This window comes from Woronichinia naegeliana WA131 (genome assembly GCA_025370055.1).
GTDB lineage: Bacteria > Cyanobacteriota > Cyanobacteriia > Cyanobacteriales > Microcystaceae > Woronichinia > Woronichinia naegeliana.
The window spans coordinates 2,468,393-2,485,975 of sequence record CP073041.1; the positions used below are offsets into that span (position 1 = coordinate 2,468,393).

At 39.0% G+C, this 17,583-nt stretch carries 14 protein-coding genes and 5 pseudogenes; 6 read left to right on the forward strand and 13 right to left on the reverse strand.

All coding sequences use genetic code 11. The features are described 5' to 3' along the window. Window positions 1-53 precede the first annotated feature (53 nt). The 4 genes and pseudogenes from KA717_12630 to KA717_12645 all read right to left on the reverse strand — a co-directional run bounded on the left by KA717_12630 (window position 54) and on the right by KA717_12645 (window position 3,669). Window positions 54-281 (reverse strand): annotated as a pseudogene (locus KA717_12630) (ISKra4 family transposase). 29 nt (window positions 282-310) lie between these two features. Then, the gene (locus tag KA717_12635) at window positions 311-1,354 is read right to left on the reverse strand and encodes an IS630 family transposase (GenBank protein UXE63398.1); all 1,044 of its coding nucleotides are present in this window, start codon (window positions 1,352-1,354) and stop codon (window positions 311-313) included. A gap of 81 nt (window positions 1,355-1,435) precedes the next feature. Next, a pseudogene (locus tag KA717_12640) lies at window positions 1,436-2,244 on the reverse strand (ISKra4 family transposase). A 159-nt stretch (window positions 2,245-2,403) separates the two neighbouring features. After that, a pseudogene (locus tag KA717_12645) lies at window positions 2,404-3,669 on the reverse strand (IS5 family transposase). Between the two features lie 1,107 nt (window positions 3,670-4,776). On the opposite strand from KA717_12645, the pseudogene KA717_12650 reads away from it, so the two are divergent. The 3 genes and pseudogenes from KA717_12650 to KA717_12660 all read left to right on the forward strand — a co-directional run bounded on the left by KA717_12650 (window position 4,777) and on the right by KA717_12660 (window position 7,852). Next, window positions 4,777-5,764 (forward strand): annotated as a pseudogene (locus KA717_12650) (transposase). Window positions 5,765-5,815: 51 nt separating this feature from the next. After that, window positions 5,816-6,364: a Uma2 family endonuclease gene (locus KA717_12655; protein ID UXE63399.1), complete on the forward strand. Its 549-nt coding sequence runs from the start codon at window positions 5,816-5,818 to the stop codon at window positions 6,362-6,364. A gap of 1,068 nt (window positions 6,365-7,432) precedes the next feature. Further along, window positions 7,433-7,852 (forward strand): hypothetical protein, encoded by a 420-nt coding sequence (locus KA717_12660; GenBank protein UXE63400.1) that lies wholly within the window; start codon window positions 7,433-7,435, stop codon window positions 7,850-7,852. Window positions 7,853-7,867: 15 nt separating this feature from the next. Here KA717_12660 and KA717_12665 read toward each other — a convergent pair whose 3' ends face one another. Beyond that, window positions 7,868-8,584 (reverse strand): hypothetical protein, encoded by a 717-nt coding sequence (locus tag KA717_12665; protein ID UXE63401.1) that lies wholly within the window; start codon window positions 8,582-8,584, stop codon window positions 7,868-7,870. A 75-nt stretch (window positions 8,585-8,659) separates the two neighbouring features. Here KA717_12665 and KA717_12670 point away from each other — a divergent pair, with 75 nt between their 5' ends. After that, complete coding sequence (locus tag KA717_12670; protein UXE64642.1) at window positions 8,660-9,940, forward strand: ISKra4 family transposase; 1,281 nt, start codon at window positions 8,660-8,662, stop codon at window positions 9,938-9,940. Here KA717_12670 and KA717_12675 read toward each other — a convergent pair. The 3 genes from KA717_12675 to KA717_12685 form a co-directional block, all read right to left on the reverse strand. Continuing rightward, the gene (locus KA717_12675; GenBank protein UXE63402.1) at window positions 9,913-10,179 is read right to left on the reverse strand and encodes a hypothetical protein; all 267 of its coding nucleotides are present in this window, start codon (window positions 10,177-10,179) and stop codon (window positions 9,913-9,915) included. The genes KA717_12670 and KA717_12675 overlap by 28 nt on opposite strands. Continuing rightward, window positions 10,145-10,573 (reverse strand): hypothetical protein, encoded by a 429-nt coding sequence (locus KA717_12680; protein ID UXE63403.1) that lies wholly within the window; start codon window positions 10,571-10,573, stop codon window positions 10,145-10,147. Before KA717_12680 ends, KA717_12675 begins: the two co-directional genes overlap by 35 nt. 101 nt (window positions 10,574-10,674) lie before the next feature. Beyond that, a protein-coding gene (locus KA717_12685) for an IS630 family transposase (protein UXE63404.1) occupies window positions 10,675-11,807 on the reverse strand; the annotation gives its coding sequence in 2 pieces (ribosomal slippage) (window positions 10,675-11,387 and window positions 11,387-11,807; 1,134 coding nt in all). A 335-nt stretch (window positions 11,808-12,142) separates the two neighbouring features. Between KA717_12685 and KA717_12690 the strand changes: the two genes are divergently transcribed. Next, the gene (locus tag KA717_12690) at window positions 12,143-13,222 is read left to right on the forward strand and encodes an IS1 family transposase (GenBank protein ID UXE63405.1); all 1,080 of its coding nucleotides are present in this window, start codon (window positions 12,143-12,145) and stop codon (window positions 13,220-13,222) included. A 21-nt stretch (window positions 13,223-13,243) separates the two neighbouring features. Here the strand turns inward: KA717_12690 and KA717_12695 are convergent, their stop codons facing one another. The 5 genes and pseudogenes from KA717_12695 to KA717_12715 form a co-directional block, all read right to left on the reverse strand. Continuing rightward, window positions 13,244-13,753 carry a hypothetical protein gene (locus KA717_12695; GenBank protein ID UXE63406.1) on the reverse strand — a complete coding sequence of 170 codons (510 nt, stop codon included), beginning with the start codon at window positions 13,751-13,753 and terminating at the stop codon, window positions 13,244-13,246. Between the two features lie 3 nt (window positions 13,754-13,756). Next, entirely contained in the window at window positions 13,757-14,254 is a 498-nt protein-coding gene (locus tag KA717_12700; protein UXE63407.1) for a glycosyltransferase, read from the reverse strand. Further along, the gene (locus KA717_12705) at window positions 14,244-14,519 is read right to left on the reverse strand and encodes a hypothetical protein (GenBank protein ID UXE63408.1); all 276 of its coding nucleotides are present in this window, start codon (window positions 14,517-14,519) and stop codon (window positions 14,244-14,246) included. Before KA717_12705 ends, KA717_12700 begins: the two co-directional genes overlap by 11 nt. A gap of 164 nt (window positions 14,520-14,683) precedes the next feature. Then, entirely contained in the window at window positions 14,684-15,880 is a 1,197-nt protein-coding gene (locus KA717_12710; GenBank protein ID UXE63409.1) for an IS1634 family transposase, read from the reverse strand. 169 nt (window positions 15,881-16,049) lie between these two features. After that, window positions 16,050-16,199 (reverse strand): annotated as a pseudogene (locus KA717_12715) (DUF4277 domain-containing protein). A gap of 168 nt (window positions 16,200-16,367) precedes the next feature. Between KA717_12715 and KA717_12720 the strand changes: the two are divergent. After that, the gene (locus KA717_12720; protein ID UXE63410.1) at window positions 16,368-17,447 is read left to right on the forward strand and encodes an IS1 family transposase; all 1,080 of its coding nucleotides are present in this window, start codon (window positions 16,368-16,370) and stop codon (window positions 17,445-17,447) included. Window positions 17,448-17,583: the final 136 nt, after the last annotated feature.

Here is a 17,583-nt window from a genome sequence, read left to right on the forward strand (position 1 = left end):
GAGCATCTCACCTTTGCAATAAGTAGAAATACTTAACGAGGTAAATGAAAGAGTCAAAAAAGGTAATCATTTAAATAGGAACAGCGATGACGAAGGACTTGTGGTACATTGTCAGAATTCCAACTCGCACCAGTAATTTTAAGACGATGACCAATTTGTTTAACTTGAGATTCGACAGAGCCAGAGCCAATAGAAATGACCTCTGCCTGCAAATAACCATAATTGACAATCCGATGTTTATGCTTGTTTAAATAAATGATAAAATTCTCAGCTTGAGGCTCTGACCATCCCTCAAAACAGGAGATATACTTCAAACGTTCATAATCTGAGATTTATCAAAGCGTTGAAATCGTAAGGTGAGCAGAGAATCAAGCTCCTCCTTATATTTTACGTTAGCATCCTCAAGACATCCTGAAATTGCTGCAGAAAACTGCGTAAAATCTTCATAATATTTTGCGTATAAACACTTCTTCTTCACAAACTTCCACAGTCTTTCAATTAAATTCAAGTTAGGAGAATAAGGAGGTAAGTACAGTAACTCTATTCCTAATGATTCTGCCAACTCCTGCACAATTCGGCATTTTTGATAACGAGCATTGTCTAATACCAACGTAATCGGTATTAATAGTCCTAATTCTGCTATCTTTTCTAGGAGTTCACAAACCTGAGTTCCCGTAATATAAGAACTGTTCGTTACCATAATTACTTCATGGGTAATTGCATTTAATGCTCCTAACACATTAAAACGTTTTCTCCCTGATGGTGACTTAATAAAAATCCTCTTGAAGCACCATATAAAATTTACAAATGCTCCCATTACAAAATGAGAGGCATCTACAAAGAAAACTGCCCTTTTTCCTGCTTTTGCCTCTTCTAGCCTTGGTTCTAGCTCTTTTTCTCTATAGCTATCCTGAGCTTCTACATCTGCTTTTGATGGAATTGTTCCCACCTTTAGACACCTCATTCCTATTGACTTTAAAAATTTTCTGACTTGCGTCGGACTTCTTTTTATTCCTGTTAATTCTTCTATTCTTTTTACTGCTTCATTTATTGTTGCTGGTGGATTTGACTCAAAATATGCCTCAATTGTCCCTTGATGCTCTGTTAACTCGCTTTTCGGGCGATTAAATTTTATTTCTTTTAGTTTTTCTATCCCGCCCTCTTGATAATCACGGATATAGCTTGTCACCGTATTTACTGAAACTCCTGCGAATTGAGCAATTTTTTGATGAGACAATCCCTGACTTTTTAGCCATAAAACTTCCATCTTTAGCTGCACTCTAGGATGCGGGTGATTAAACCGACCGTAAGACAACAGTCTTTTGTCTTCTTCTGTAAATTCTAACTTAATCATTTCTCAGCCTCTTGACTAATTTTTCTATTTTTATTATATTATCTCTTATTTTTAGAATTCGCAACCTGTGACCGTGTTTAGTATAGCGGCATCCACTTCACCCGTCCAAAGAAAAGACTTGACCTCCTCAATTCGCTGGAATGACCCCCCAACTTTATAGAGGTTTTCAATTAAGTGATACCAGTCCAAAATTTCAATTCGCTCATGTTTCTGTCCTATCTCACGAAATAAGTTCCAGATACCATCATGTCCATCTCCCAAACAAATTAAAGGCTTAGCCAAAATTTGAGAATTAACCAAATCTAATAAAGCCGAGTTATCTTGAAAAAAGGCAGCTACCCCCAATTGATGAAAACTGACTCCTTTATAATCACGCCAAATTAAGGGTTCTCCCTTGGGAGTTCTGAGTCGTACCTTCCCACCATCTATGCTAATTTCTTCGACTTCTGTGTTAGAGGGTAATTCTTCAAAATGATAGCGATGTACAAGGCGTTGTTGCGTACTGTGAGAAACAGCAATTCCCGTCAATGATTGGATTTTCTTAGCTGCTTTTTCATAAGACTCATCGCCACTCAGTAGCAAACAGTTCTTCTCTAACATTGGACTCATCTGAGTTCGAGGCTTTAGTTCTAATTTCTTCGCTTGTTTTTCTGTAATGGGCAATTCCCCCAAAATACTTTTTACTGTTCGTATCCGACCTGTGGTTTCCTCGGTACTTGTTTTGACAAAAAAATACCTATTTCTGGGTTGACATACTGAATCATTAAGTCTCTGACAGTCTCCTCTATTTCGCCCAAATTATTAAATGTTTTAACTTGAGATTGTTGATAGAGACATTCTCCCAACTCTTGACATAACTCTTGAATCCTTTTTTCATTTTCTGATAACACTGATAACATGAGATTGTTCCTCAATTGGGATAGATTTTGGAAAGTGGGTCTCGACTATTATACTCTCATTTCTTTTTTTGATAAAGTTCGATAAAGTTCAAAGTCTTATTTTTCTGCCCCATAAGTATTAATACTTATTGCATAAGTGAGATGCTCCCGTTTGGCCATCACTCGACCAAGACTAAATTTCCTCTTTCCCTGTCCGAATTTACCCTCAATGGCATTACGCACTCTTTCATCTGAGCGTGCCTCTTTCTTTTTTTCTTTGCTCACCTCTTTCGGCGGTCTTCCCAATCGGGGACCACTCATTCTTATATCCCTTTCTTTACAATAAGCTCGATTCGCTTTTGTTCGATAGATTTTATCCACATGAACCGATTCCGGATAACATCCTGTTTCCCTTTTATATTCTTCTATTCGCGCTTGTAAATCTCCCGATTCGTTGTAATTATCCCAACTTAATTTGTCTAAGAAGACAAAGCCATTCACATTACTTGCCGATATTTTAGCTCCAAACTCTACTGCTTTTCCCGCTTTTCCACGCACTATTGGACGCACGTGAGGTTGGCTTACACTCACAATTCTGTTTTCTACTTTATTTGTCTTTTTTTCATACATTTCTAACTGTTGCTCATACACTTTTCCTATCGTTACAAGCTCTTCTTGCTCTTTTTTCGTTAGTTTTTCTAACTTTGCTCCCTCTTCTATCATTTTTTCTATATCAGACAAGTTTCTTTTTATATATCCTAGTTGTTTTTTTGTTCCTTTTCTTCTTTCTTTTTTTGACACACGACGTTTTTTTGCTATGGCTAAGTACTCTTTTCTTGCCACTTCCCTATAAGTCCTCGGCTTTTCTTTCCTTTTCTCTTTTATTTCTTCATACAGCTTATCTATTATTTTTTCTGTTTTTTCTCTGGCATCATTCAATATTCCTATATCCGTTGGATATTTTATATCTGCTGGTGTACAAGTCGCATCTAACAATAACTTTCCTTCATTTTCTTTTTTTTCTGACGCTACACCCGTCGCTTTTTTTTCTATTTCTTTATTAATTTTATTTATTAATTCCATTCCTATTTTTTTACGAAAATGAACCATCATTGACGCATTAAATGCTTCTTTGCTACTATAGCTTTCCATTCCTATAAAGTACTGTAAATAAGGGTTCTCTTTTATTTGTTCTACTGTTTCTCTGTCACTTTTTCCTGAAATTTCTTTGATAATTAATGCTCCTAATGCCATTCTAAATGATTTGGCTGGGGCTCCTTTTTTTTCTGTGAAGTTTTTTGCATATTCTTCCTCATATTCTTCCCAAAGAATCATTTTTGACATTTCTATCCAACGATTTTCTTCGTCTAACTGCCCGCCGAACAGATTTTTCAAGTTTTCTGGTGTTTCAATTGAGTACTGTTGCTTTCGGTACATCTGCTTTCTCTCTTCTTAATGCAATGGTTTTGAGGCATTCTACCCTATTTTCGTGCATTCTAGCGGTTCTTAATTCGCCTACTATTTTTCTCCGTAAAGGTTTCAGCTTTTTTCAGCAAGCCCTAAATAGAGCATTACGCTGATTCCACATATTGAAACAAAACCCCTTGACCGTAAGCACTTCAAGACTTTTGTATCTTGGACTACATTCTGAATTTGGAATTGCTGATTGATGACACGCCCTAAGTTGCTTTTCTAGGCTCTGTTTCATCCTGGGGACTGGGGACTCCCTGTTAACGCCAGTGCCATCTGCAATTGATGTCTGATTGCGTCCTGCTCCCAGCTTCACTCTCACAAATTCCGAGTTGTGTCAGTGTGGGCAGATAGGTCGTTACCTTCGAGTTTAAGGAGAGGGGCTTTCACCCTCATCAAGGGGATAGTTAAGCTAGTCTTGGGAGACTTGGCAAAGAGCGGTTATTTACGGACTTTCACCGTGATTCACACTAAACGAATCGCACATTGATCAAGTTTGTTTGCAGGTTACTGACTCTCTAAGAGACCGAGATTCGAGGAGGGAATGCAAAAAAACTCAGAGATTAGGTTAATATCTCTTAATATCCATACGCCTGATGTGAGTTGGAGCATGGAATGGCGTAAACTCGTTTAATTGATGCTTTCTCTAATTAAGGGGGGGCTAAAACCCTTGCTGACTACTAGGTTATTTTAACTCACATCAGACGTATCCATAAAAACAAGATCGTGTCTGTATCCTATGTTACCGTTTGATTTTGGAATTGCTGGAGATAGGAGTTACGCATTGACAAAGAAAGTAGAATATGTTAAAAGAGGGAATACCCCTCTATTAATTAATGTCAAATGGCAAGACAACTATCTAAACCATCGACAGCAAAGTGTGACTGTGATTTGTCTGATTGACTGACAAAAGTTTGCCTTGATGCCACTCAAAGCCCCTTCTAGCAAGGGTTTTAGGTGATCAAGATCGTTTTATGGCTTTGTCTCGCCTGTAATCCTTGTCAGCTAAGGGTTTCAGGGGTTAGTGATCCATGTTTTGTCAGTCAACCAGGTGATTTGTACACGTTGTTTTTAATGGCAGAACCGAAGTATGTAAGTTGTACCCGTCTTGGGGAGGTGATGGGAAACCAAAGCCACGATAGTATCAATCGCTTTTTGTTGCGAGAAAAGTATAGTCCTAAAGACCTATTTGATGAAAATAGAGACAAACTGGTCTTAGAAGGAGGAAGCTTGAGCGTGGATGATAGCGTGATAGATAAACCTTACCGAGACCCAGCTAAGACGGAGTTGGTCAGCTATTTTTGGTCTGGTAAACACAAAAAGACGGTAAAAGGAATCAATCTAATTAGTCTGTATTACACAGACATTGTAGGTAATTCTTACCCCGTCAACTTTCGGATTTATGACAAGAGCGAGGGCAAAACGAAAAATGATTATTTTCTAGAAATGTTAGAGGAAGTAAAAAGCTGGGGTCTGAAACCGGCATGGATGACAGGCGATAGCTGGTACAAAGCGTAACAATAACCTCAAGTACCTGAAAAACAATGGACTGAGTTTTCTGTTTGGGATAGCCAATAATCGTTTAGTTTCCTTAGAAGAAGGAAAAAAAGTACAAGTCCAGACCTTAGAAATGACCGAGGGTGGTCTAGTGGTTTATCTCAAAGAGTTTGGTTGGGTCAAGGTGTTTTGTCAGGACTTCAAAAACGAAGCTCGATACTATGTCTGCTATCAACCCGATTTAGAGGCACTTAAGCAACTGAGCCGCTCTGAGTTTAAACGATTGCATGACCAACATTGGCAAATTGAGATGTTTCACCGAGTTATAAAACAGGTTTGTAATATTGAGCGATTTTATGTCAGAGATAAGCAAGCTATTCAGAACCATTTCTTTTGCGCTCTGAGGGCTTTTGCCAAGTTGCAGACTCTGCGAATCAATGACTTAATCGATAACCTTTACCAAATTTCACGCCAGTTATTTGTTCCTGTTATTCGCCAGTTTATTCTTGAGCATCATGACAATATGCCTTTCTCTTCGCCGTCTAGCACATTTCTTCTTTTTTGACAATGCGTAACTCCTAGAGAAAAAAATATGGTCATTGCCACCGCTAAAAAGATGACATTTGCAGAATTTCTCGCCTATGACGACGGGACAGATAATTTATATGAATTAGAAAATGGAGAGTTAATTCAATTGCCCTATGAAAGCGAACTCAATCGGCGTATTGCCATGTTTTTATTGGCTTACTTTCTCCAGCAAAGGATTCCCTTTTATCGGTTGAGCATGAAAACAGAAATTGCCGTTTATAGCCGACAGGTAGGGGTGCGATCGCCTGATTTGATTGTGTTTTCCGAAGAATTGGCAACCATTATGGAAGGGGCAACGCGATCGCTGATTTTAATGGATATGCCTCCGCCCTTGTTGGTCGTTGAAGTCGTCAGTCCCAATCAGGAAAATCGAGATTATCGTTATAAACGCTCAGAATATGCGGCGCGGGGAATTGCAGAATATTGGATTGTTGATCCCATTACCCAAAAAGTAACGATTTTAGAATGGGTTGAGGGTTTTTATGATGAATGGGTTTATGAAGGAGAAACAGTAATTATCTCTTCAATTTTTGCGGATTTACAATTAACTGCTGCTCAAATTTTACATTGCTCTTAAAATTAAGAATAATCACCTGTTTTTGAAAAAGTTCTATTAACAATCCAACGTATTTTCTTTCTCCCAAGCCGTAATGTGATCGCAGAAATTGTGCCATTCCTGATGTTTGAGTTTGAGATAGGAAGCAACAAATTATTCACCTAAAGCATTGGCAATAATCGTATTTGCTTCCAAACAACGTAACGCATCTAGTAAATTACCGGGTAATTTTTTGGCAGTCCCTTCGGGCAGAGGATCCGTATAGTTATTGTTATCGCAACGCTGACCATTAGTGTCAACTTAAACCCACATTCCGCAGGTATTTTGATGATTTAAATATTTTTTGAAAGCCTTGTCCAGTAAGGCTTTTAGAAATCCACAATCTATTTAGTATTTTTGGCTTTAAGTATATAAAATAGTTGAATTTAACTTATTTTTAATTCCAATTCGTGAAAAATAACAAAATACTTCGAGCATTTGTTCTGCATCCTTCAAGTTCCTGCGGCTCATTACATAACTTGATTTTCTGGGAAAAAGGGGTAGCAGCGTAAAATGGGACACCTTGCTCTGGGTCTTGCCTAGTGGAAATAGCTGTAAGGCTTACTCTATAAGACGAAAGCTAAAACCCTTTCAGGATAAGCTGTCTCGCCTTAAGTTGATACCCGGAAAAGGGACTAAACTCCCTATCTGGCAGGAGTTAGATCCCAGATTCAGCCAATAAAATCATAAAAATGTTATTTTAAGCTAAAGGCAATTAAGGTAGGTAAAATGAAACCAGAAATACAAATAGATGTTCAAGATATAGACCACTTGGGAATAATAGCTACCTGTAAATAATTCGTTGATAGATTATCCTGTGAAACGGTACGATAGGGCTTTCGAGCTCGCGTCAGATATAATCAACGAAAATTTTACAGCAAGACATAATCTGGAGCGACTCTGATGGCAATATCTATTTTGACACCATAGCCAAAGAAAACTTTACTAAGTAATGAGACGAAATTATTTACACATGACTTTGATGTTATACAAGCTTTTCAGTCTGATTTTTGTGTAATTAATTTTGTACAACTACTTGCCACAGCCCAATTGGATACTATCAATGCTCGTGGCGGCGATGACACAGTTACTAGCACCTTTGCCAAACTTCAACAAGACGATTTTATTAAGGGCGGTACGGGAACAGATACTTTAATCATTACGGAGGGAACCAGTACCGATACCGTTATTATTGATGCCAATGATGCCAATAATCAAGTTTTGAGTATTTCAGAAGCAACAATTAACGGATTCAACCGCTTTGAGCTCAGTGACTTTTTAGGAATACTTACATCTTGCAGTAGAACAAAAGAACGACTGGCGGAAAGGGTCAAGAAAGTGGAAAAAGGAGTAGAAGTGAAAAAACAGCAAAACAATGGAAACCATTCTTATACAAGCCCAGACCCTAGTTTATACATTGCTAGGTTTGATGCCGACTCCTATCTCCTATCGGGTGCGACCTTTAGTTGATAAAAGCTGTTGTAATCAGGGTTCTACAGGGAACCCATATTGATCAAGTTTTGCCCAAAATTGACTCCATCGTTCCTTGGTCAATACCAAAGCTCGTAGGCTCAAAATAATTCCTGCTCCTTTTTCCTTCCATCGCATCCCTGAACAACATAATCGTTGTTTGACCAACGTCTTACAAGCTGCTTCCGTAACACCTGAACCAATCGGATACTTTTTCTCTATGTATTCAGCATAATCCATTTGATGCTGATGATTCTCGTAATAAGTAATCGCTGCTTGTAGTTTCTCGGTAAGATTCTTAGAATGACTTTTTTCTTCTTTGACTTCTTTCATCAGATTTAGCAGTTCTCCTGCTTTTCCTTTTTCATGCTTGAGTTCTCGACAATTTTCAGTCAACCATTCTTTTTGTTTTGACACGGTATTCGGATGCAACGCTTCTGCCAAGGCACCTAAGTAACCAGAGGCATGATAGAAATCTAATATCTGTTCTTCCGTTTGCTTTTCTAAAAACTTCCAATTTGATTCTGCCCCGTCTGCTATCCCGACCAATGTTGCCTCTGGATAACGGTTTTTCGCTCGCTCAATTTCTCTTTCTAATCTTTCTAGAAAACTCTTTTTTCCATACTCTGGTGCCGCACCTAGATAGATTGTAGGTTGACGTTCGCCTTCACTATCGTATAGGGAAACGGTTCCCACCATTGCTTCACGGTAGCCATCCTCACACATCAGCATAGGGTGCGACTTTTAGTTGATGAAGGAAAAGAAAAGTGTTAACATGAGATGAAAAGTGACAAAGAGGAAACAATGATGACAGCAAAACTAATTAATGTAGAGGGTTCAAAGATAAAAATAGAACTAACATTAGAACTCAGTCGTTCAATGTTGGATACAGAAATAAATATTCAAAAAGGCTTAAACGAAGTAGGTTGCATCGCCAGCAAAGAAGCCTTGAAATATTTAGATACAGATGGTTCACCCTTAAAAATCGGTGAAGAAATCTGGAAGAGTAAGGGAGAGCAACCGAAAGAATATCAAACACCTTATGGTGAGGTTATAGTGAATCGTCATGTATATCAGCGTTCAGTAGGAGGAAAAACGTATTGCCCCTTAGAAAGAGAAGCAAGGATAATCATAACATCAACGCCATTATTGGCAAAACAGGTATCCTCAAAAATGTCAGGGATGGCAGGCAAAGAGGTGAAAAATGATTTATTAGAAAATCATGGTAGAAAAGTAGCGCTATCCTATATCCAAAGATTGAGTGAAGCAGTAGGAAGTGTGGTACAGGCAAAAGAAGAAGCGTGGAGTTATGCCCCGCCCAAGGAGGATAGCCAAATTGCAACAGTGGGAATAGGATTAGATGGAACCTGTATGCTGATGTGTGAGGATGGCTACCGTGAAGCAATGGTGGGAACCGTTTCCCTATACGATAGTGAGGGAGAACGTCAACATACAATCTATCTAGGTGCGGCACCAGAGTATGGAAAAAAGAGTTTTCTAGAAAGATTAGAAAGAGAAATTGAGCGAGCGAAAAAACGTTATCCAGAGGCAACATTGGTCGGGATAGCAGACGGGGCAGAATCAAATTGGAAGTTTTTAGAAAAGCAAACGGAAGAACAGATATTAGATTTCTATCATGCCTCTGGTTACTTAGGTGCCTTGGCAGAAGCGTTGCATCCGAATACAGTGTCAAAACAAAAAGAATGGTTGACTGAAAATTGTCGAGAACTCAAGCATGAAAAAGGAAAAGCAGGAGAACTGCTAAATCTGATGAAAGAAGTCAAAGAAGAAAAAAGTCATTCTAAGAATCTTACCGAGAAACTACAAGCGGCGATTACTTATTACGAGAATCATCAGCATCAAATGGATTATGCTGAATACTTAGAGAAAAAGTATCCGATTGGTTCAGGTGTTACGGAAGCAGCTTGTAAGACGTTGGTCAAACAACGATTATGTTGTTCAGGGATGCGATGGAAGGAAAAAGGAGCAGGAATTATTTTGAGCCTACGAGCTTTGGTATTGACCAAGGAACGATGGAGTCAATTTTGGGCAAAACTTGATCAATATGGGTTCCCTGTAGAACCCTGATTACAACAGCTTTTATCAACTAAAGGTCGCACCCTCAGCATACAGGTTCCATCTAATCCTATTCCCACTGTTGCAATTTGGCTATCCTCCTTGGGCGGGGCATAACTCCACGCTTCTTCTTTTGCCTGTACCACACTTCCTACTGCTTCACTCAATCTTTGGATATAGGATAGCGCTACTTTTCTACCATGATTTTCTAATAAATCATTTTTCACCTCTTTGCCTGCCATCCCTGACATTTTTGAGGATACCTGTTTTGCCAATAATGGCGTTGATGTTATGATTATCCTTGCTTCTCTTTCTAAGGGGCAATACGTTTTTCCTCAAAGGTGAACGCTGATATACATGACGATTCACTATAACCTCACCATAAGGTGTTTGATATTCTTTCGGTTGCTCTCCCTTACTCTTCCAGATTTCTTCACCGATTTTTAAGGGTGAACCATCTGTATCTAAATATTTCAAGGCTTCTTTGCTGGCGATGCAACCTACTTCGTTTAAGCCTTTTTGAATATTTATTTCTGTATCCAACATTGAACGACTGAGTTCTAATGTTAGTTCTATTTTTATCTTTGAACCCTCTACATTAATTAGTTTTGCTGTCATCATTGTTTCCTCTTTGTCACTTTTCATCTCATGTTAACACTTTTCTTTTCCTTCATCAACTAAAGGTCACGCCCCTCCTATCAACGCGATAGTTTGCAGGCAATGTTGGGGCTATTCCTAGTGGTCTGTCAATTTTCTATTTGTGGATAAAGACGCTTGAGACGGATACGAGCCTCAGCCGTCGTGAATTGCCAATCTACCGACTTTTGGGAATGATTGCGCTGAGTGTACCAAGCCGTTGTTTCTTGCTCTAAAGTTTCCCGATCTGGAATTCGACGAGCTAGGCATTGCCGAGTCATTGCGGACAGCTCGTTTTCAGCAATATTAAGCCAACTGCCATGTTTTGGGGTATGGTGAATTTCCAACCGTTCGACTAGACGACGAGCCGTGGAAGGCTCAAATGCTTCATATAGTGAGGCAAGTTTGTGAGTATTTAGCTGATCACATACTAAAATGACTTTGTCGTTATCAGCATAGTCGTTATCGAGTAAATTCTTAATTTCTGTTGCCCAGTCAACCGATGTTCTACGTTCACTGACAACTGTCTTTCGCCACCCAGACAAGGGTTCTGTAAACATAAAGATATTGGCTGTTCCATTGCGTTCATATTCGTAATCATGCGCCTCTGGCTGTCCAGGTTTGGCTGGTAGAGGAAGGCGGGTTTCTTTGACCAATTGTATAGGTTGCTCATCCATGCAAATCACTGGACAATTGGGGTCATAGGGTCGGTGATAAATTTCTAGAACATCTTCCATGTTAGACACAAATTCGGCACTCTTTTCTGGTGGAATCACGTACATCTGTCGCAGATGAGGTTTTAGTTCGTTTTTTTTAACACTTGACGCACGGTTTCGTGACTAATTGCTGGCACAATTTCTAACTCGACCGCCTTGTCGGCTAGTAACCTCAATGTCCAACGGGCTTGACCAGCAGGCGGTTCTCCACAACGTAAGGCGATTAGTTTTGCTTCTACCTCTCCATCAATAATCGGTTGACGAGGCGGCGTTTTGCGGGGCTTGCGGCTTAATGCTGACTCCACACCTTCATTGACCAATCGCTCCCTGAGATTGGCGACTGTGTTACGGTGACAACTAAAGGCGGCGGCAGCTTCCTCATCCGTCCATCCTTGTCCATTCACATCAATGTTTAACAGAATATTGGCGTGCTTAATTTTGTAAGCCGCTCCTTTGCCGATGGATACCAAATCTTTTAGGGTCTGACGTTCTTCTTGACTTAATCGGACAATATAGGTCTTGAGCATGGTTACTTATTACGATATCTGTTGAGGTAATGAATAGCCTCTCCATTTTCCCTCAAATTCACAATCTTTAGCTTGACAGACCACTAGAAGCTCAAGGTCATCCTCTACCCCAACATAGTCAAACAAAATCACCCTCAGCCTTAAGCCGATTTTTGAATCAGTATGATTGGGGTACTCGCCAAATTATCGGAACTGGTATCGTCTGATCAAAGTTGGAAAAAGTTATGGCGTAAGGCTTTGAGAAAATAGAAAAATAGTTTAAGACTAGACATCGGCCCGTTTTTATTATACTATTATTATTGTCATTATATCAAAGAAGAAGGAAACAGAAAACAATGTCAATATTAAAGAAAAGCTCTATGAAAATCCTGAATGATGTTGGCTTGTGCCAAGAGAAAGAGGATGCCTTATTCAAGAAAAACTGTCCTCATTGCTATAGTGAAAACGTAAAAATACATTCTTATTATCAAACGAAAGGTAACGGGGAACGTAAAATGTTCATTTGTCAAGAATGTAGTTCTTGTTTTGCTGAGACTTATGGTAGCGTAATCGCTGGCTTAGAAACCCCATTAAGTGAAATTGTAAAAGTATTAAAAGCCAGAATAGAAGGAATAGGATTAAATGCAGCAGCCCGAGTATTTGGCTACGCGAAAACAACAATATTGAATTGGGAAAAGAAATTATCAGGATTACAAGAGACATTATTTTTATACGCCTTAGTGAATGAATTTGTTAAATTAGTAATAGAAGGGGATGAACTATACACAAAAGTTGGAAAAAATAAAGAAGCAAGTGCCTCTGAGGGATGGACAATCGTGCTCATGGACAGGGCAAGCCGCTTTATTTGGCATTTAAAATGTGGTCGAAAAGAGCAGAAATTATTTCTAGAAGCAATGATGACGGTAGCGGAATTATTTGAAAGGAGTGCAGAATCTCTCCAGTTATTTACAGATGGAGAAAAGCGATATAGTCAACTGCTATTTAATATTTGTCACGAAGTATTAAGGACTGGAAAGCGAGGTCGTCCCACCAAAGTATTACCGAAGGGTTTTGTAGTAAGACTAAAAAATAAGAGTAGTAAACGTCGAGATTCTGAGGGTAAACTAAAGAAAGTAGAAACTCCGAAACCAGAACATCCAGAGACAACAGAAAAACCAGAAGAAAAGGACGTCCATGCCAACCACGTTGAGGCATTTAATAGTGCTATCCGACGCTATTTAGCCGCCTTTCGTCGTCGTACAAATACTTATGCTAAATCTGTTGTGGGATTACAGCGAGTCCTAGATATTTTCTGGATGGTTCATAACTTTGTTCGCAGCCATTTTACTACTAGAGAAGTTCCTGCTGTAGCTCTCGGTATAATTGAAAAAGGGTTAACTTGGGAGGACTTACTCCAAATTCGCCTGATTTCTTGAACCTCCCGTATTGCAACGTTTCTAGCTTCTAGCTAGACGATACCAGTGCCATGATGTAACCACACCATAAATCTCCTTAATTTCGTTTTCTTCCCGCTGGTTAAAATACTGTGCGGCAATCATTTCCGCAATACATTGTCCTAGACCTCCATTGAGATCTTCTTTTTTGGCTTCCACTAAGGTAATAATGGGAGCCGTGATTAGTAATAAATTCTCTGAATAACTGATTAAAAAATCACAATTTCCATTTAATCCTTGAGATGTATCAACAGAAAAGTTAACCCCAGAAAAAATTCCAATACGATTGAAACATTGTCGACTTAAATCAATTAAAATCGGTGCAATTAGCATTTCAGATCGGGATTTTTCGGTGTTACTAGCTAATGCTAAAGAAAGATTTTCTTTGAGTATCTCGCTCAGTAGTGAACTAGGTTGTAATTCTGAACAATCAACAAATAAATCAGCTTTTTCAATTAATTTAAGCTGAAAGATTTTCCTGACGGAACTAAGACTAAAATCACTGTAAAACATAATCTAACGACGTAAAATATTCTCGTATATTGATTTTAAATTAAGTGCTATCTTCTCCCAAGCATAGTTTTCAGCAACATAGTGAGCTGCGCGATCACCTTTTTCTTTAGCCATAGCAGGATTGTCTAAAAATTCTTGGATTGATGCGGTGATCTCCTCAATTTCTAAATCCACAACCCAGCCGAAATTTTGCTCTTTGACCAAATCTGATAGAGCCACACCTGTTGTGACTAGTGGGGGGGTTCTTGATGCTAAAGACTCTAATACAGAAATGCCAAAATTTTCAGAATGAGAGGTAAGTGCATATAGATCGGCTCCTTGTAAACAGAGAGTTTTCTTTTCACCAGAGACAAAACCTAATTTATAGGTGCGATCATCTAAATTATTTACTTTTAATAACCTCTCTATCTCCAATTCATAGTTGGGATCGCCACTACCTGCTAAGACAAATACAAAATTTTGATGATGTAACCCACATTCCGCAGGTAAGTCAAGAGACAAAGTAGTAGTTTTGACATGAAGAGCCAAGAAAGGAAAGAATATGTTTGTGTTTGGAGGTCAAATTAACGATAGTTTGAATGCCGTCAATCTCTAACCAACGGATAAACAGAAAAGACTGAAAGACCCAAAGCAGAGTGGGAATGGCGGTCGGTTTACCCTTTTGATTAGGAATAGTCTGATGGGCAAGAGCCAAAGCCTGTCGTAGGCGACGTTGTGCCAAAATATAAACCAATAAAGAGACAACCATAATCATCATCAAAGCCATAACAGCAATTCTCAGTTTTAGACACAGCAAGGCTTTTAGGGATTTAAAGAACATTTCAAAGGGGGTTTTGGGGGCAATTCTACACGTACTACTGTGCCTAAAAGCCGGAAGACTCGTAAAATGAACTTGTTAATCCCGTTGAACTTTACCCCATATTACGCGAACTAAAACCTGAAACCCTTGTTACAGCGCAAATTTAGAATTGCTGAAGCCATAATGCGTTGAGGATTCTTGAGAAAAAGAGCAGAGGCAAAAAAGAAAGAGTCTTTGAGAAAGCGAAAGCCGCGCTCGGTGTTTTGTTGAGCCTTATATTCAGCCAACATCTGGTCGGGACTCAAAACCTGAGAATCAAGAACATTAGTAGCTAAAATAAAACGTCCAGCCCGTTTAGATGCGGCTTCCAAGCAAGAGGAATCAAGGCTTAATTGCCCAGTTAAGCGGTAATGAAAACCGAGAGGGGTAGCCCCTTGTTTCGGTCTTCCTCCCTTGGCATAGTAAGGAATAGTCTGAACCTCAACTTGACTGAGTTGATGATAAGTCAAGGTTTTTGGCCAGAGTTGAGCCTCAGTAAGAGCATCGGCCTCACAAGCAAAATTCTGTCCACAAAGTTTCTGCCATTCTTTTTTGACAACTTTATCGGCTTTCTCAATTTTTTGACTTATAGCTTTATTATCGGACTGGAGACGTTGAGCACTTTCGACCACAAGCCATCGTTGCTGTTCACCCCCATATTCCGAAGCCCTCACTTGCCAACGATAACCGTCCTGTTCACCCTGCTGCCATTGGTCTTCTGATATATTTGCCAAAGTCTCAGTGGCTTCTTTCAGAGGGACACGACTTAACCATTGAATTGACCTCGCCATGCCCACATTTTCCGCCGTATAAAAAGCTCCATCAATCACCGATAAACCTTCCATATTCAACCTTTCTTGACAGTCTTTGATTATCTGGGGAAACACCTTTTTATCCGATTCATTGCCATCTCCTAATTGCATAAAGAGAGGGACACCACCATCTCCACTACATATCATATTTAACATAAACTGTTTTAGGTCTGGTCGTTTATCTCTGGAATAACCAAATTTTATTTTTATGGCTTTTGTCTGCTCGTCTTCCTCATCTTCTATCCTTTCCTTATACTTCCCTTGTACAGACATTGAGGTTGAGTCTAAATGCTTTGACTTTTGTTCTATTCCAAAGATTGCTGCCGCTTTTAGGACTATTTTCGTGAACCGGTTTTTTACCCCCACTCCAAATACCTTATCCAATGACCTTCCTAGCTTGTCATCATTTAAATCTTCTGCTTTTATTCCTTCTCCTAATAGATGTTCTAATGCTTTTCCTTTAAAAAATTCACTCAACAAACTGGACAGTGCGAAGTTCTAGGAAAATCAACGAGTTTACTAGGGTTTCAGCCCCCAACGTCCTTCACCCCTCTTCCAGACTCACAATAGCTGAAAGGCTTTCAATGCAAGGCTTTTAGGCATTTTGTCAAAATGTCTGACAGAGAACTTCGCACTCTCCAGTCAACAAATATAACGGAGCATTAATACATCCTAAGCAGTTTAATATCATTGCTTTTACTATTGTACCTACACTGAGCTTTTCTTGAGGATGAGTTCCCACTTCCTCATCGATAATTTCTACTAAACCCATTTCATCTATAATTCCCGCTACGATTCCTAAGTGGTCGAGGTCTTTGGAACTGGTATCGTCTGATCAAAGTTGGAAAAAGTTATGGTGTAAGGCTTTGAGAAAATAGAAAAATAGTTTAAGACTAGACATCGGCCCGTTTTTATTATACTATTATTATTGTCATTATATCAAAGAAGAAGGAAACAGAAAACAATGTCAATATTAAAGAAAAGCTCTATGGAAATCCTGAATGATGTTGGCTTGTGCCAAGAGAAAGAGGATGCCTTATTCAAGAAAAACTGTCCTCATTGCTATAGTGAAAACGTAAAAATACATTCTCATTATCAAACGAAAGGTAACGGGGAACGTAAAATGTTCATTTGTCAAGAATGTAGTTCTTGTTTTGCTGAGACTTATGGTAGCGTAATCGCTGGCTTAGAAACCCCATTAAGTGAAATTGTAAAAGTATTAAAAGCCAGAATGGAAGGAATAGGATTAAATGCAGCAGCTCGAGCATTCGGCTACGCGAAAACAACAATATTGAATTGGGAAAAGAAATTATCAGGATTACAAGAGACATTATTTTTATACGCCTTAGTGAATGAATTTGTTAAATTAGTAATAGAAGGGGATGAACTATACACAAAAGTTGGAAAAAATAAAGAAGCAAGTGCCTCTGAGGGGTGGACAATCGTGCTCATGGACAGGGCTAGCCGCTTTATTTGGCATTTAAAATGTGGTCGAAAAGAGCAGAAATTATTTCTAGAAGCAATGATGACGGTAGCGGAATTATTTGAAAGGAGTGCAGAATCTCTCCAGTTATTTACAGATGGAGAAAAGCGATATAGTCAACTGCTATTTGATATTTGTCACGAAGTATTAAGGACTGGAAAGCGAGGTCGTCCCACCAAAGTATTACCGAAGGGTATGGTGGTAAGACTAAAAAATAAGAGTAGTAAACGTCGAGATTCTGAGGGTAAACTCAAGAAAGTAGAAACTCCGAAACCAGAACATCCTGAGACAACAGAAAAACCAGAAGAAAAGGACGTCCATGCCAACCACGTTGAGGCATTTAATAGTGCTATCCGACGCTATTTATCTGCCTTTCGTCGTCGTACAAATACTTATGCTAAATCTGTTGTGGGATTACAGCGAGTCCTAGATATTTTCTGGATGGTTCATAACTTTGTTCGCAGCCATTTTACTACGAGAAAAGTTCCTGCTGTAGCTCTCGGTATAATTGAAAAAGGGTTAACTTGGGAGGACTTACTCCAAGTTCGCCTGATTTCTTGAACCTCTCGTATTGCAACGTTTGTAGCTTCTAGCTAGACGATACCAGTGCCAGGTCTTTAATATTTAGGTTATTCATTTTTACTGCTGATTCTATCTAAGACAAGACTCCATTTTAGAACTTTATTGACATTTTTTA

What these genes read in the sequence shown, in the direction of transcription:
- KA717_12635 (UXE63398.1), bottom strand. Translation starts at nt 1,354, where the DNA reads ATGATTAAGTTAGAATTTACAGAAGAAGACAAAAGACTGTTGTCTTAC.
- KA717_12655 (UXE63399.1), top strand. Translation starts at nt 5,816, where the DNA reads ATGACATTTGCAGAATTTCTCGCCTATGACGACGGGACAGATAATTTA.
- KA717_12665 (UXE63401.1), bottom strand. Translation starts at nt 8,584, where the DNA reads ATGCTGATGTGTGAGGATGGCTACCGTGAAGCAATGGTGGGAACCGTT.
- KA717_12670 (UXE64642.1), top strand. Translation starts at nt 8,660, where the DNA reads ATGACAGCAAAACTAATTAATGTAGAGGGTTCAAAGATAAAAATAGAA.
- KA717_12675 (UXE63402.1), bottom strand. Translation starts at nt 10,179, where the DNA reads ATGTCAGGGATGGCAGGCAAAGAGGTGAAAAATGATTTATTAGAAAAT.
- KA717_12680 (UXE63403.1), bottom strand. Translation starts at nt 10,573, where the DNA reads ATGAAAAGTGACAAAGAGGAAACAATGATGACAGCAAAACTAATTAAT.
- KA717_12690 (UXE63405.1), top strand. Translation starts at nt 12,143, where the DNA reads ATGTCAATATTAAAGAAAAGCTCTATGAAAATCCTGAATGATGTTGGC.
- KA717_12695 (UXE63406.1), bottom strand. Translation starts at nt 13,753, where the DNA reads ATGTTTTACAGTGATTTTAGTCTTAGTTCCGTCAGGAAAATCTTTCAG.
- KA717_12705 (UXE63408.1), bottom strand. Translation starts at nt 14,519, where the DNA reads ATGGCTTTGATGATGATTATGGTTGTCTCTTTATTGGTTTATATTTTG.
- KA717_12720 (UXE63410.1), top strand. Translation starts at nt 16,368, where the DNA reads ATGTCAATATTAAAGAAAAGCTCTATGGAAATCCTGAATGATGTTGGC.